This is a genomic window from Coleofasciculus chthonoplastes PCC 7420, assembly GCF_000155555.1.
GTDB classification, from domain to species: domain Bacteria; phylum Cyanobacteriota; class Cyanobacteriia; order Cyanobacteriales; family Coleofasciculaceae; genus Coleofasciculus; species Coleofasciculus chthonoplastes_A.
On record NZ_DS989843.1, the window covers coordinates 357166 to 373542 of the forward strand.

The window sequence follows — 16377 nt, forward strand, 5'->3', positions numbered from 1 at the left end:
CAAATTAGTCAAATGCACTCCTTAGCCTAAAACTTGCTGTATTTTTTAACCATAAGGATTTTCCATCGTGAACATGGCAGGAGACATGGTAACGGGAACTGTGATCAATAACCGCTATAGGATTAAGCAATCTCTTGGTCAGGGAGGTTGTGGACGTGTCTACTTGGCGGATGACGAACAGTCCCACCAGCTATGTGTCCTCAAGGAGTTTGCCCCAAGTAACAACAGTCCAAACGATCAGCCCAAGTATCGTCAACTCTTTGAGCGAGAAGCGCAGGCTTTAAAGACACTCTCTCATCCTCAGATTCCTCGGTACTTTGGCTCGGTTGAGGAAAATGGGCGATCGTTCTTGGTACAAGAATATGTTAAGGGAAAGACTTACGCTCAACTACGCCAAGAGGGTCAAAGGTTTTCTCAAGATGAAATTATCCAATGGTTGAGGGATATGCTGCCTGTATTGCAACATATTCACGACCAAGGCTTCATACACCGGGATATTTCACCGGACAATATCATAGTATCCGATGATGACTCCAAGCCGAAGCTGGTTGATTTTGGGGTGGTGAAAAAGGTTGAGGCTGGGTTAAGAGCTAACTGTGCTAGTGTCAATAGTCACGCCACGGTTGTCACTAAAGTGGGTTACTCGGCACCTGAACTGCGGACAGGAAAATGTTATCCGAGTAGTGATCTCTATTCTTTAGCGGTTACGGCTATTGTCCTACTCACGGGCAAAAATCCAGAGGAGTTGTTTGATAGCTATTCCCTGAAATGGCACTGGAGACAGTATACACAGGTTAGAGATCCCTTGGCTGAGATACTTGATAAAATGCTAGCAGAGAAACCGCAAGACCGCTATCAATTAGCCCGTGAAGTTGAGAATAAACTCTGTCAAACCCAAGTGAGTTGGTTACCTCAAACCTCAAGTTTTCAACCATCAAACCCGAAGCCAAAACTACCGCTACGTCCTATTGGTCTTACCCTGAGTATCTTTGTTTTTGTATTTGTTGGTGGTGGCTTAGTTTACAGTCAAGTTCCACATATTGCCCCGTTGTGCCAAGCTCTCGATAACTGTGCCAAAGACCGGGAGTTTGAACAAGTCTATAACCAAGCCATTGGAGAAGCTGAAGCAGCAATTCTTCAGGCTCAAGACTTTAAAAATCTTAACGATTTACAACAAGCTCAAGACAACTTGAACAAGGTGGTAGATCAACTGAAGCAAATTCCGACAGATGTCAAGATTTATCCAAAAGTCGAACAGCGTTTAACCGTCTACGAAGCGCGTTTAAACAAGATACAGGAGCGTTTACTCAGAGAACAACAGGCTGAACAACAACTTACTGATGGCACAAAATTGGCTGATGAAGCCATCAAAAAAAAGCCTCAAAGTTTTGACGAGTTATACGATGTCTATGAACAGTTGGACAAAGCTGTCACTCAACTCGAAGAAATTCCTGCTTCTGCCAACGTTTCTGCCAAAGCCAAGCGGCGTTTAGAGGACTACCAGTACCACTTGAACTCGATGAAGCAGAGATTAGACCAGGAACAACAGGCTCAGAAACAGTTGGATCAGGCACAACGGCTTGCCAGAGAAGCAACAGAGCAAACTCAGGTAGCTACGAGCCTGAATGACTGGCGGCAGGTCGAGCAGAGGTGGAACAAGGCATTGGGAATACTTGATGGAATTCCCGCGAATGTTTTTGTGGCTGAGAGGGTGACACAGCGACAAAGCCAATACCAGGAAAATCGCCAAGAGATTCAGGATAAAATTGCTCAGTTTCAACCACCGCATCTACCTGTATCACCAGGGAATGACCAGAATCACCCATCGGGTTTTGAACCTATTTAACGGGCAAAAAATGCTCCGTTCAAAACAAACTATATGAGGAGATAATCAATTATGAAAAATCGATCAATTGCCAACCTACTCGTCGCTAGTATAGTGGCGACTCAAGTTCCCCTATTACTCGCTGCACCCAAAAGTTTAGCGGCGCCTGCTGGTACTAGCTTTGAATGTCATCAGCTTTTGAATCACCCCAGTGGTTCCCCCTGGGCAACGTTTGTGGTAACAGCAAAGGGTGAGAAGCTGGGAAGTCCCATTCTTTTATGGAGAAATCAACTCGGTTCAACCTACACACCCGAAGTTCGCTGTAAGTCGGTCACCAATCGTCTGAATATTGTTGTTACTAATAATGGTGGTAGACTCAGCAACTTGTGGTTGACTGTTGGTCGAGTCAATGGTCAAGGCGTGATTTGTTACGTTAATGGTGTGGGAGGAGGCTGCAACGCAAGCAATGTCTTGCTAACCCTTAGTGGTCAAAATTCCCGCAATCCAGGTGCAGTGCTTGGTGATTTACTTGCCTATATCCAGACAGGGGGAGCGAGTGGGACTTCGATTCAAGAATCTGGTGGACAACTTTACGTCAACTTAGGACAATTAGTTGATGCGGCGGTGGGAACGGCTCCAGAAGCGACAACCAGTCCCTCGACACCGTTGCAGCCTGTCCCACCTCCGGTGACTCCACAGCCTGTTCCTGGAAATCAACCCAGTGGGGGTGGGGGTCCTATTTGATTATGTGGGGGTCTTTCGGGATTAATCTTGTGAGTGGAAATTAGGCAAAACTAAATTAGACCAGAAAGACCCCATTTTGGACGAAAAACCTCGATGTGAGGTCTTAATTACCGTGAATTTTATCCAATTGACGTTGTTGTTTTTGGGACTGTTGTTGATCAATACCCGTGCTAACCCTTTACCCCTAGTCTCTGGGAGCCAGAGTGAGACAATAAACCGCACAAATTCTGTAATGGCTAGGGAGCCTATACAGTATCCTCAGAAATCCGGTTTATTCCTCGGAGAACAGCAAACAAGCAACCTTTCTACACAAGAGACTTGGTTGTTTAATCAACGTTCTATAGAGGCACAAAAAAATCATAAGATTACCAATCATTACCCCCCCAGTCACGTAACCGAAAATTTATCCGTTCCAGAAATCGCTAGGGATATCACTGTGCGAATTTTACTGGAGACAAGTAGTGGTTCAGGGGTGATTATTGGGCGTCATGGCGATGTTTATACGGTTTTGACTAATGAACATATCGTTAATCAAGGACGTAATCCTAACTATACTGTTTTAACGTCAGATGGAAGAACTCATTCAGGGCAATGGCGACATCATCGGAATGGGGCTGATGGGGAAAATTTAGATATTGCTTTGGTAGAGTTTAAAACGGATCAGACTTACCCCGTAGCCCTAATCGGAAACTCACGGGAACTCTCCCTTAACGAGAGAGTATATTCTGCTGGTTTCCCGAATTATTATTTTCCCGAAAATGCTAACTATGTGGAATCAACATATAGTTGGGGATTAAGAGCATTTGCTTTAACTACGGGACAGGTGAGTATGTTGCCCGAACAACCCCTACTCAACGGTTACAAACTTGGTTATACCAATGACGTTAAAGATGGCATGAGTGGTGGACCCGTTTTAAATCAGCAGGGGGAACTCGTGGGAATTAATGGACGACACAAGTATATATTAGGGGGAATCAATGCCTATAGTTTTACCGATGGCACTCAACCTTCACCGGAATTGTTTGAGCAAATGGAAGCGTTGAGTTGGGGGATTCCTAGTGAGAGTTTTCTGCAAATTGTGAACCGTCACTCGACCGGATTAGAGTCAGTTTCTCGATAATCGATTTCAAGTGAGAATTATGAATGTCTCAATCGGCGTATCGACTTTGAGTTTAGGTACAATAACCACCGTCGCGATCGCACTCTCTAATGCTGTCGCTTTGGCGTTAACACCAACAGAAATCGATGCTCTGGCGTCTCAGACAACCGTTGTTATTGGTCAAGGCTTGCAAAAAGGAGATGTGGAAAATCGACGGGAGTGGAATACGGGTTCTGGCGTGATTATCGCCAAACAGGGCAATCGATATTCTGTGTTAACGGCACTCCATGTGGTTCGCACCCAAGATGTGGTGTACGGTATCCGTACCTGGGATGGTAACGTGCATTTTGTCGATACTTCAGCGATTCACCCTTTGGGTTCAGAACAAAATCGAGGTAAACAGATTAATGGTTTAGATTTAGCGGTTATCCAGTTTGAAAGTAATCATACCTATTACCAGGCTTCTGTTAGAAATGCACAGCGACTTAACTCAGGAGAAGAGTTATTTATTTCGGGGTGGCCCGATCCAGAAGATAAGAGTGCTTACCGGGTGCGTTGGTTAAGAGCAGGCGTCCTAAGTTTCATTACCCCCAATCCTTCAGTAAACGGACAGTACAGCTTACTTTATTCCAATGAAACTCGCCGAGGAATGAGTGGAGGACCTGTTTTTGATCAAGATGGGTGGTTAGTCGGTATTCATGGGCGGGGGCGGGCACAGAATAATGAATATTGTATCGATCCGCAAATGAGTATGAATCATAGTTGTGGGATGCAAACGATACATTTTATTACCGCAGCAGAAGCGGCAAACCTTAGCCTCAATTTCAATTCAGATCCTGTTGATCCAGTGGTGATTGCAACAGGACAAGACAATAAACAAAAAGCCGATGTCATTCAGAATATTTATCAAGATTTTACCGTGGATTTTATTCCCAGTGCCTCCAGGGATCAACCATCAGGAACCTGTTGGGGTTTAATGCTAGGGGAGGATTTTTGTGATGAGGGAATTTGAGGGAAGGGTGGAGAGTATCGATTGAGTAAGTTTTAACGTTTATCAGGGTTTTTCTTTCAGTGTGAGGAGTAATTATGAAGAACAGGTATGAGGCATGGAGTCTATCGTTAGTATTACTGGCGACAACTGCCCAAATTGCTAGTGCGGTTCCAGTGAACCCGTCGTCCAATGTGCAACCCGATACCTGGGCGTATACAGCCCTGCGATCGCTGGTTGATTATTCTGGCTGTGTCACGGGGAATCCAGCGTTTATGGGTAACCAAGCCTTGACTCGTCAGGAATTTGCTGCTGTCTTGAACGATTGTCGATTATCGATTGAGCAACAGTTGAACTCGAACCCCAATGATTTGAGGATTCAGCAAAATCGAGCGGGATTAGAGCGACTTTTGAGAGACTTTGCTCCAGAGTTAGCTAGTTTGGTTCCGGCTGGGGAATTAGAAACGAATCCCTTAGTAACACCACCATCGCCGACAACCCCAACAAATCCCCAACAAACACTTCAAGAAACGCGAAATGTCAATAGTGTTGTCGTCGAAACTCTGCCCCCAGAATTCTCTTCAGGGGGTGATCAAGGAAGTGAACAGATAAACTCACCCGCGATCGCACCGGAATCTGTTCCCTTAGTCGTTCCCCCGTCGCCAACCTCCCCAACCGTTTCCCAAGCACTACCTCAAGAAACGCGAAATGTCAATAGTGTTGTTGTGGAAACTTTATCCCCAGAATTCTCTTCAGGGGGTGATCAAGGAAGTGAACAGATGAACTCACCCGCGATCGCAACAGAATCCCTGGATATCGTTAATTCCGATAACGATACAATGGCTCAAGTCACCAATGTTTCCCAACTGCGAGACGTAAAACCGAGTGATTGGGCTTATGAAGCCTTGCGATCGCTCATTGAACGCTATGGCTGTATCACTGGATATCCTGACGCCACATTTCGCGGTAACCAATCTCTCAGTCGCTATGAATTTGCGGCGGGGTTAAATGCTTGTTTGCAACAACTTGAGCAACAATCCAACCCCAACCTAACAAACATGGCGAGTCAAGATGACTTAGTAATGTTGCAACGGCTACAAGCCGAATTTGCCACGGAACTCGCCGACTTACGCAATCGGATTGACAGTTTAGATGGGCGAACCACTCAATTAGAAGCCCAGCAATTTACCGGTTCTGGCTCTTATTTCCCCGTGGTTAAATTTGGTGGTGAAGTCATCATTGCACCCTCGATCGGCTTTGGTGGAGATCCTCCTGGTACTGGCGATGCAAATACCAGCTTCAATCACCTCACCCGCCTGCAACTTGTCTCTACCTTTTCCGGGTTTGATCGGCTGAGGATGGAGTTATCAACGGGTAACTTTACTGGGTTTGGGTTCGGTAATCCCAATATTTTGAATACAAACACCGCATTACTCTCCTTCCAAGAAAATACCGATAATGATATCCAACTATCCATGTTGGAATATCGCTTCGCCGCGTTCAACAATCGTACTGTCTTTACAGTCAGACCCGTAGGATTTAGCTTGAATAGTGTCTTAACCGCTAACTCTCCCTTCTTTGATGCAGGGCGCGGGGCAATTTCTCGCTTCGGTGAAGCCAATCCCATCTTTAAAATTGGCAACTTAGACGCTGGCGTTGGGATGGATTGGTTAATTGGGAATAACGCTCGCTTACAACTTGCCTATGGTGCCAATAATGGCAATAATCCTGATGATGGGTTTCTGCTGGGTGAAGATGCTCACACCGCAGGACTTCAATTTCTACTGTTACCCGATGACAACCTCTTAACCGGTTTGACATTCGTCTATGGTTACTCACCCGATGGACGTTTAAACACCTTTACCGGAAGTGCGATCGCGGATGCGTCTGGGTTTATTAACCAACGTTCTAATATTTATGCCGTCAGTGGGACGTTACAATGGCGATTAGCGCCTCAAGTGACGTTTTCCACCTGGGGCGGAATTGTTGGCACTTATGCCGCGAAAACGGATGCTTTTGCCGTCAGTACCAACTATATGTTTGGCTTAGGGCTTGCCGATCTATTCCAGGAAGGAAGCTTACTCGGAGTCATGTTTGGTCAACCCCCTAAACTCGTTGACCTGGAAAATTTCAGCGTGTCTAGTGGATTACGGGAAAATGCCGAATCCTTTCATATTGAAGCCTTCTATCGGTTTAAGGTGAACGATAATATTTTCATCACCCCCGGTGTCTTTCTCGTCACCAACCCTGGTAACTTTGCGGATAACAATGATATTGTTATTGGCACATTGCGGACAACGTTTCGGTTCTAAATGAGGAGACTTTTATGCAACCTGTACACAACGTTAGGCATCAAAATCCAACCGTTATTGGATTCATCATATTCCTTTGCCTTTGGCTTTCACCAACCCTTGTCTCGCCCGTCAAGGCTCAAGATGTACCCGATGAATCCTCACCCGAGGTAACCAACCCAGAAGCAACTGAAACCAACAGCGCCGATATCGAAGCCGCCCGAAGAATGCGACCCACATTTTTTGAACAGGAGAGAAAACCCCGATTTGGATTTGGTGATTTCCTGCGTTCTGCATTAGATGGCGAACAAAATGTTTTTCCTGATCCCGCCAAAGTCTCTGGGTTCACTTCCGACGCCTTATCTGTTCCCCTAGTCACAGATATCCCCGGTACACTCACCGTGTTCAGTCGAGATGAAGATTCCGAGAACTTCCTCAACACCGATTTTAGTAGTCCCTCAGCCGGAACCTTAATGTTAACAAACACAAACCAAAGCTCCGATCCCGGTTTAGGGACACTCACCGTTACCGGTTCAATTACCCTCAACAACGGACAAACTCTCAACTTTAACAATGTCCCCGCCGATTACAATGCCGGATTCAGCAGTAAAGGCGATCGCGTCAGTGGCGTACTCCTCGTTACCGATCCCAATAATCCCAATAACTCCATCCTGATTCAACTCCCTGTAACCAATATCGACGGCTTTGCTGATAGTGACGACAACGAACCCCTATCCGCACCCGCAAGCCTTTCCATCGGTTTACCAACAGATCGATAAAACCGAATCCGTCAATTATAGAAACCGATTTAGGCAGCGTAGAGGCATTGCCATAATAGGCAATCGTCAGGATATGACCTAACCAATAACAATCCCCGCCGTAATCGTCAAACTTTACCACCTACTTAAACTCCACTAAACCCCTCTGCGAACCTCTGCGCTAACCTCTGCGAACCTCTGCGTTAAAAAAACATTCACCCTCAAAACCACCATGGCAACTCCAGTCGAAGAAAAAAGCATGGTTCCCACCATCCTCATTGGAATCGGTGGCACCGGTGCCGAAATCGTCTCCCGAGTCCGACGCTTAGTTGCAGAAACCTACGGCAACTTAACCAACTTCCCCATCCTCAGCTTCCTGGTTATTGACACCGATAAAGACTATAAAATCAACAACCCCGACGCCGCTGGTTCGCCTTTAAAAGACAACGAAAAACACTGGGCAAGTGTCAGTGGTAAACAAGTCCGGGATATGGTGTCTAACATGGAAAACTATCCCTGGATTAATCGTTGGTTTCCTAGAGAATTAGAACGCAACATCACCTCATTAGAAGCCGGTGCGGGACAAATTCGTGCCTGTGGGCGATTTGCATTATGGTGTAACTATCACGAGATTCGGGATAAATTTCTCGCCGCCTGTCAACGGGTTAAAGGGCGGGAAAATTTTATGTTAGATCGCTATGGAATAAAAGTGAGTACCAATGCGATTAATGTCTTCATCACGGGGTCTTTATCCGGGGGAACGGGCAGTGGAATGCTCATCGATATGGGCTATAGTATTCGCAAATGGTTACAGGGAGAAGGCAGTCCCTTAATTACCGCCATTGTGCCGATGCCGAATGCCTTTGTGGGAATTAGTGTGGGCGATCGCGTTTTGGCAAATGGCTATGCGGCTTTAATGGAATTAAGTTATTTCTCTGACTACCGCACCGAATATGTTGCCCAGTTTAGTAACAGTTTAACGGATGAAGTCCGCAGCAAACGCCCTCCCTTTGATTTTACCTATTTAGTCGGAACTAAAAACGGTGAAAGTGACTTTAAACTGGATCAACTGCGGGAAATGATTGCTCAGAACATTTTCCTGGATTTAACCTCAGATTTTGCCCCCCATAAACGCTCCATTCGCGACAATATTAAGGGGGCTTGGGCGCAGGCTGATCCGGGGGGACGAGGGTATCCCAAGAACTTTATGAGTTTTGGTTTGTCTACGATAGAAATTCCTATCGCTCAAATTAGAACATCCTTATCGAATCGTTTGGCAAAAGATTTAATCGGGTGGTGGTTGAATGAGTCGGTGCAGTTACCGCCGCAATTATTGGAATTGGTGCGAGGGGATATCCTGAAGCGGATGCGGTTAACTGAGGCGGAATTAATTGCTGATTTATCAGCGGCGGCAGATCGGTCTTATTTAGCTGTTATTTCTGAGTGGGTCAATAGTATTCGTAATGAAATTGCCACCGATAACTGGCTGCAATGCACCCAGCAAGGGGTGAAGATGTTGGCGTCGGAAAAGGGTAATATTCGGCAATTTGTTGATGGGTATCTGAAACCGAAAGTTGATAATTATCGCGCTGATCATTTTCGCGAAATTAGTCCTGATGAACGGTTACATGGGGACTTCCTGAAAAAGATGTACGATAACCGAGATCAATTGATTAAACGGGGGCGGAAAGCCTTAGAGGATGAGTTTTATCAGATTCTAGAGAACCGCCGTCAAGGACCTAAATTTGCTGATGCATTCTTAGCAACGGTGCGACAGATTTTTGAGGATGCCAGTGATAAGTTTCGCCGGGAACAGGATAAGATTTGGTCACCGAAGGAATCGGAACGCCAGCGACAATATGAAGCGGCGCTGCAAGATATTACTGAATTTAAGGATAAGTTTGGTGTGACCAAACAAGCCAAAATGGAGGAGTATTGTGAATCAGCCCTGATTGGCTTAGAAGGCTGTTTAACGGCAACGATTCAGCGGAAGGCACGGGGCATCGGATTGGAAGTAATTAGTCGGTTACAAGAGCATTTAACAGTATTAGAGCGGCGATTCAACCGCTGGACGCAAAAGCTGATTCAGGCACGGGATTTGTATCAGGAAAAAGCGAATCGGCAGGCGGAGAGTGCGGATGCATTAGTGATTAATGGGATTAAGTTGTATGACCGACAGGAACTGAATGGATTATATCAGGATTTAATTGAGCAGTTGGCAGGGGCGTCTGAGGGGAGTCAAACGGCTTATGAGATGGGCATGAATGGGGTGTGTAGTACCTTATCTGAAGAAGTGCTGAATTTAGCCAGTCCCTTGTGGAAAGAAACCCGGATGGCAGATGAGGTGATGCGGTTATTTGATATTACCGAAATCCCGGATGTGCAAGATGAGGATTTGCGGCAGATTATTGTTGACCGCAGTCAGGTGGTGGTGGCGAAAGCCCCGCAGAGTAGTAAATTGCAGCAAGACTTGGCAGCGTGCGATCGCCTGTTTAAGGTGTTTAATGATGATGCGGAGATTGTGAATAATTTACGCATTGCTTATAACAAGTCTAAACCGTTAATTCTGCTTGCGCGATCGGTGTTAACCGGGAAAGATGCTGGATTTACCCCCGCAACGAATACGAATGTGGCGCTATTGGGTGGGCGGAACACCAGTGATCCAGCCGCACAGAAAATTATCCCTAAATTAGAAGAATTTCTGGGAAATGAGGAATCGATTAAACCCTTGGGCGATTTAGAACGACATCGCCTGGTATTTGTCCAAGAAACAGGCGGATTTTCCTTGCGTTGTATTGATGGGATGAAAGAATTACGCCAATCCTATCAAGATTGGAAAGGGGAAAGTATTGTGGCGAAACGGGCGCAGTTACGGGGAGAAAGTCGCGATTTACCGATTCCGGTACATCTGCAAAAAGAACCGCCGTTTTGGGATGTGTTTCCTGAAGATCCGGCTATTTTTAGTTTAGTGGTTCAAGCCCGGGCGCTGGGGGTATTGCGTCAAGAGGAAAATCGCACGACAAAGGAAACTGTGATTCGCTATACTCGACAAACGGCAATTGGTGCAGAATCGGTGGATATTGCCTCAAGTTGGGAAGAAGCGTCTCAGGTGTTGGAGGTGTTAGCTTGTCGCCCAGATAGGGAAGAGATTCAGCGTCAAGTGATGCAGAAATTGAATGCAGCAGAAACGCCTACACAAAAGCAAGCCATTTTTGGGCAATTGACGCGATATTTGGAACAACGGGCGTTGGAGTTGGATAAGCAGGGGGGAAAGGATAGTCCTGATTATAAGCGAGAGGCGCGGATTTTGTTGGATGTGATTGAGCGGTATAAATTGAAGGTAGAGAGTCAGTCTGTGTCGCCAGGGGTTGTGCAGCAGCCTCGGAGTGATGGGGGGAATGCGCCAACTCAGATTGAGGCGAAGAGTGTAACGCCGCAAGCCCATGTTTTCTGTACGAATTGTGGGACAAAGAATCCCAGCAATTCTAAGTTCTGTTTTAAGTGCGGCACTCAATTGGTTAAATTGAATTAACTTAACACCCATTAAATCCCAAAACTTGTTCAATTAGTTTGAGAGTTGGTGGAGTATGTAATGATACTGACTTGCAACTGACTTGTGACTGACTTCCGCTAATGTTATGAACAATAGGTATATAGTTTAAGTAGTTAACTAATACCAGTTAAGCCATAATATCAATACAATTGTATCTTTTCTGTTAATTAAACCAGTAGGGTGTGTTAGCGAAGCGTAACGCACCGTTTAATACAAATGTATGAGGAAATTGTCGGTTATGAAAAATACGTCAATTGCTAACCTGCTCGTCGCTAGCATGGTAGCAACTAAAGTTACCCTATTACTCGCTACACCCAACAGTTTAGCGACGCCTGCTGGTACTAGTTTTCAATGTCATCAGCTTACTAATCACCCTAGTGATTCATCCTGGGCAACGTTTGTGGTTACAGCAACGGGCGAGAAGCTGGGAAGTCCCATTCTTTTATGGAGAAATCAACTTGGTTCAACCTACACACCCGAAGTTCGCTGTAAGTTTGTCACCAATCGCCTGAATATTGTTGTTACTAATAATGGTGGTAGACTTAGCAACTTGTGGTTGACTGTTGGTCGAGTCAATGGTCAAGGTGTGATTTGTTATGTTAATGGTGTCGGTGGAGGCTGCAACGGAAGCAATGTATTATTAACACTCAGTGGTCAAAACTACCGAAATCCGGGTGCAGCGCTGGGAGATTTACTCGCCTATATCCAGACAGTCCAGACAGGGGGAGCGAGTGGGACTCCAATTCAAGAATCTGGTGGACAACTCTACGTCAACTTAGAAGAATTAGTCGATGCTGCTGGAACTGCTCAACGAGGGAGAGCAAGATTCTACTGTGGTATTCACAATGGTCAGCCAGCAACTATAGCTAATCACCCCCAGCGAGGTGATATAACTGTAATTGTTTGGACTTCTGATTTATCAACTTCAAGCTGGAGTAGTCAACAGCGCTGTAAGCAAATTTCCAAAAGGTTCCAACAAAATCAAGAAAGTGGTAATTTGAATTATATTGTTGCTGGTCGGTTTAATGGTAATCCTGTATTATGCGCGTCTCAACAGGTATATACAGAAGTGATCAACTGTAGCGATAGCGCAGTATTAATGACTCTCCGATCTGAATATGACTATCAAGAAGTAATTAGAAAAATTGCATCTATCAACAGAAATATGTCAGCATCTCCAGTTGTATATTCAGTAGATATTCAAACACTATATCAAAGCAAGTATCCTGATATTGATGTTGACTTATGGCAAAATTACAGTTCGGAATCAAGAAATAATCTCACCTCTAATAATTCTACTACCTGTATCTATTTTTTATATGGCTGTCCCAATGAATCCAATAGGTCAGAGGTTCAAGATAAAGCGACTATTTTTACCGTAATTATTAGTTTTAATAATCAAATAAATAATGACGCAAATAAAACAATTTCTGGTTCTGGAGTAATTATTGCCAAGCATAAAGAAACTTATTATGTGCTTACAAATGAACAAATTATCAGCCATGCAAATCAATATGAAATTCTTACTCATGACAAGCATAACCATACAGTCATATCTATTAAAAGACTATCTAATACTAATTTAGCTATCTTAGAGTTCAAAAGTAAAAAAGTATATGAAATTGTTGAAATTGGTAATACTAGGAGTTTTAATATAGGTGATTCTGTGTATGTTGCTGGTGATTTGTATTTTGATGAAACACAAATCTATCAGTTAGCTGAAGGACAAATAACTGATACAGCAATACCTAATCAAAAAGATCGCATAGAATACACTAATGTTACCACAAGAGGCATGAAGGGCGGACCGGTCTTAGATAACCATGGTGAGCTAGTTGGAATTCACTTGAATGCTGGCTCTGGTATTCCCATATCTGTTTTTTTAGAGGCAGCACCATCAGAATTGTTAGATTTTATAGACAATTGATTATTTTAATACATGAATACATAGTTTTATTAATGACTTAATGGTTTAAGCATATACTTAACTCTTGTGTTAATTGGGGGTGAGTCAATAGGTAATCGTTCAACCAGTTGCATCCTTGGTTGAGTAATACATTTAAATCTTCAACCTCTGGAGATGGAGATTTTGTCCCAGGTAATTTCCTAACTTGCGGCTTCAATAACTGCCACATTCTAACTACACCATCCTCTCCGGCTGTAGCTAATCTTTGTCCATCGGGACTAAAACTTAAACTATAAACCCCACCTTCATGAGGAAATAATTTCAATCTAAGAGGTAAGCTGGATTTAGTGATATCCCAAATTCTTACTGTACCATCCTCACCAGCGGTGGCAAGAATTGACTGTTCAGGGTTAGGATTAAAGACAATGTTATTAACTCCAGATTGACCGCTATCAAATTCTTCTATCTTCTGATCTTCTAGATTCCAAATTCGGATTTTACTATCCTTGCCTGCCATAGCAATCAGCTTGCCATCAGCGCTAAAAACGACACTTGTCAAGGGACTTTTGTTACCCCTGGCTTCTGCTTTATGTTGCCCTTCTACTGTCCATAATTGAAAAATGCTATCCTCTCCGCCAGTAGCAATAAACTGTCCATTGGGGCTGAAATTTAAAGTTGTTACGCTACTTTGAGAAACTTGCCATTCAGCTTTGATTTGCCCGATCACGTTCCAAATCCGGACTTTACCATCCTTGCCACCAGTAGCAATAAGCTGTCCATTAGGGCTAATACTAAAACTGGTAACACCACCAGAATGAGCTTGCCATTGAGTCTGCTGCTGTCCTGCCGAATTCCAAATTCTGATTGTACCATCCTCTCCAGCACTACCTAGATGTTTTGCAGCAGGTATAAAACGTACATTGATCACACCACCAGAATGAGCTTGCCATTGAGTCTGCTGCTGTCCTGCCGAATTCCAAATTCTGATTGTACCATCCTCTCCAGCACTGGCAAGATACTGTTCATCAGAGCTAAAACTTACACTGCTCACCTTACCTTGATGACCTTTCAAGTGATTCTTCTCGTTGATTGCGTTCAAAATTCCTTGTAAAATATAAAAAGTTTTAATTATTGGATAATCCTGCCTCAAACTATTATCTTTAACCATTTTTTTTGCCTGTTCTCCTGCTTGCATTGCCCACAGCAATGTTTCTATTTGTTTAAACGGAAATTGTTGCGAAGCTTCCAGTGTTAGTTTCTCAATCTGAAGCATGGCGTTAGTTTTTAACGCTTCTGATTGAGCTGACTCTAATCTCTGAGATACCTCTATAATTTCCCGATTTGCCTGATCGAGTTCGATCGCTTTTTGCTCTGCCTGCTGAGTTACATTGTCTAGAGATTTTCTTGCCTCCGTTAATTGTTGATTGGCATCATGAGCCTTCCGTTCAGCTTCTTGGCGTTCTTCCTCAGTAAATTGCATTTTTTGATTAACTTCTTTAAGTTGAGTTTCAACCGCTGTTAAGTGTTGGCTAGACTTTTGAGCCTTCCGTTCAGCTTCTTGGCGTTTATCTTCAGCTAATTTAACACTTTGATAAACTACTTTTAATTGAGTTTTGGCATCCTTTAATTGGTTATTTACTCTTTCAGTTTCCTGTTCTGCTTGTTCCCATTTATCCTCAGCGACTTGCGCTTTTTGACTAACATCTTTTAGTTGTGTCGTCGCACCCGCTAGTTGGTGAGTTTTCCTCCCCGCATATAAACTAGCAGTTACGGCAGCAATTAAGGATATTAACAGCACAATTGAACCGATATGAATGCTTCTATTCGCTCTTCGTTGAGCCGCATATAATACTCGATTAGCTTTCTCTACACTCTCTAATTCCTGTCTAACTCTTTCTGCTTCTAAAGCCTTCTGACTTTCTTGCCGATCTAATTCTTGACTAGCATCTAAGAACCGATAATCTTGAGGCATTAAATTTTTGTCGGCTGCCCAAGCTTTGGCATCTTGTAAAGCCTTGCCACGCAATAACCGTGACTCATCCTGACCATGAGAATCTAGCCAATATTTCAGCGCCTCTGCATAAGGACGCAACTCCGACAACTCTTTAGCACTCCAAGCCCAATCAAAGACTAAACCATAGAGGCGGTTGTAAACTCTCAAACTGCCTTCTCGCTTCACCACCAACCCAGACAAACGCAGTTCCATTTGTTCGAGGCTGTCATCAGCAATAATTTCTCCCTGCTGCAAAATTTCCTGGTAAAGCCCCAACAATCGACCCTTACGCCGTTCATTCCACAGCAGGCGATCGCGAATTGTCCGCAAATGCTCTGGATTGTCTCGCGATTCCCAGCTCTTAATCAAGTGCGATCGCACTAATCTCTCTACTGCCTCTGCTTCCTTGTCAACCGCAATAAATGACCCCGAAGTAGCAACGATTTGGCAAAGCTTTTGAGTCAGAAACGGCTGACCCCCTGTCCAATCTAACACCACAGCTAACACCGCCTGGGGATCATGACTAATCTCAGCTAATCCCTTAGCTAACGGTTGTGCTTCCTCTAATTGAAAGCCATAGAGTTCAACGGCTCGTCCAATATTAAACGGGGTGCGCTTTTTATCTTCAATAAAATCAGAGGGCGTCGCCACTCCCAGCAAGGCAAAAGTCAAACGTTTATAAGCAGGCTTATCTACCCGTTGGTTGTAGAATGCTCGGATCAGGGCAAAAAAATCATCGGTCAAGAAATCTAAACTGAGAACATGATCAATTTCATCGATAAAAATTACAATATTTTCCGCTATCTCGACCAGCAGCACTTCCTCAATAAACTCTCGAAAACGCTGCACAGGTGATAGACAATTACGCTCTTGCCACCAAGTTCTGCGATTAACTTTTCCCGATAAATCGAACTCGCTGACTAAATCGTAGAACAATCCCATATACCAACTGGTTAGAGTATTCTTGTCACTACCAATCAGTGTCAAATCGAGAGCCGCACAGCGAATACCCTCAGCTTCCAGCCGTTGCATCGTTTGCAATCGCAAGCTGGACTTCCCCATCTGTCGCGAGTTCAGCACATAGCAAAAATCTCCAGCCTTCAGCCCTTGATACAGGTTTTGATCTGCCTGTCGCGTGACATAACTTGGTGCGTCTGCTTCCAAGCTTCCGCCAACTTGATATCGGTAGGTTGAACCTTGCACTGTACTCATTTTCAACG

The 16377-nt window shown here is 44.3% G+C and carries 9 protein-coding genes; 8 read left to right on the forward strand and 1 reads right to left on the reverse strand.

What is annotated here, in order from left to right:
* Positions 1-73: 73 nt before the first annotated feature.
* The 8 genes from MC7420_RS34895 to MC7420_RS34900 all read left to right on the forward strand — a co-directional run bounded on the left by MC7420_RS34895 (position 74) and on the right by MC7420_RS34900 (position 13185).
* Entirely contained in the window at positions 74-1846 is a 1773-nt protein-coding gene (locus MC7420_RS34895) for a serine/threonine-protein kinase (protein ID WP_083798921.1), read from the forward strand.
* Between the two features lie 51 nt (positions 1847-1897).
* Positions 1898-2569, forward strand: a complete 672-nt coding sequence (locus tag MC7420_RS05395; protein WP_006098886.1) for a COP23 domain-containing protein — start codon at positions 1898-1900, stop codon at positions 2567-2569.
* Positions 2570-2681: 112 nt separating this feature from the next.
* Positions 2682-3689, forward strand: a complete 1008-nt coding sequence (locus MC7420_RS05400; protein WP_157453047.1) for a S1 family peptidase — start codon at positions 2682-2684, stop codon at positions 3687-3689.
* Positions 3690-3708: 19 nt separating this feature from the next.
* Complete coding sequence (locus MC7420_RS05405) at positions 3709-4680, forward strand: S1 family peptidase (RefSeq protein WP_006099080.1); 972 nt, start codon at positions 3709-3711, stop codon at positions 4678-4680.
* A 74-nt stretch (positions 4681-4754) separates the two neighbouring features.
* Positions 4755-6968 (forward strand): iron uptake porin, encoded by a 2214-nt coding sequence (locus tag MC7420_RS05410; protein WP_006099055.1) that lies wholly within the window; start codon positions 4755-4757, stop codon positions 6966-6968.
* A 14-nt stretch (positions 6969-6982) separates the two neighbouring features.
* Entirely contained in the window at positions 6983-7726 is a 744-nt protein-coding gene (locus tag MC7420_RS05415; RefSeq protein WP_006099099.1) for a hypothetical protein, read from the forward strand.
* A gap of 211 nt (positions 7727-7937) precedes the next feature.
* Positions 7938-11237 (forward strand): tubulin-like doman-containing protein, encoded by a 3300-nt coding sequence (locus MC7420_RS05420; RefSeq protein WP_006099141.1) that lies wholly within the window; start codon positions 7938-7940, stop codon positions 11235-11237.
* Between the two features lie 259 nt (positions 11238-11496).
* Positions 11497-13185: a COP23 domain-containing protein gene (locus MC7420_RS34900; RefSeq protein ID WP_006098871.1), complete on the forward strand. Its 1689-nt coding sequence runs from the start codon at positions 11497-11499 to the stop codon at positions 13183-13185.
* A gap of 37 nt (positions 13186-13222) precedes the next feature.
* Here MC7420_RS34900 and MC7420_RS05430 read toward each other — a convergent pair whose 3' ends face one another.
* Entirely contained in the window at positions 13223-16369 is a 3147-nt protein-coding gene (locus MC7420_RS05430) for an AAA-like domain-containing protein (protein WP_044205185.1), read from the reverse strand.
* Positions 16370-16377 lie beyond the last annotated feature (8 nt).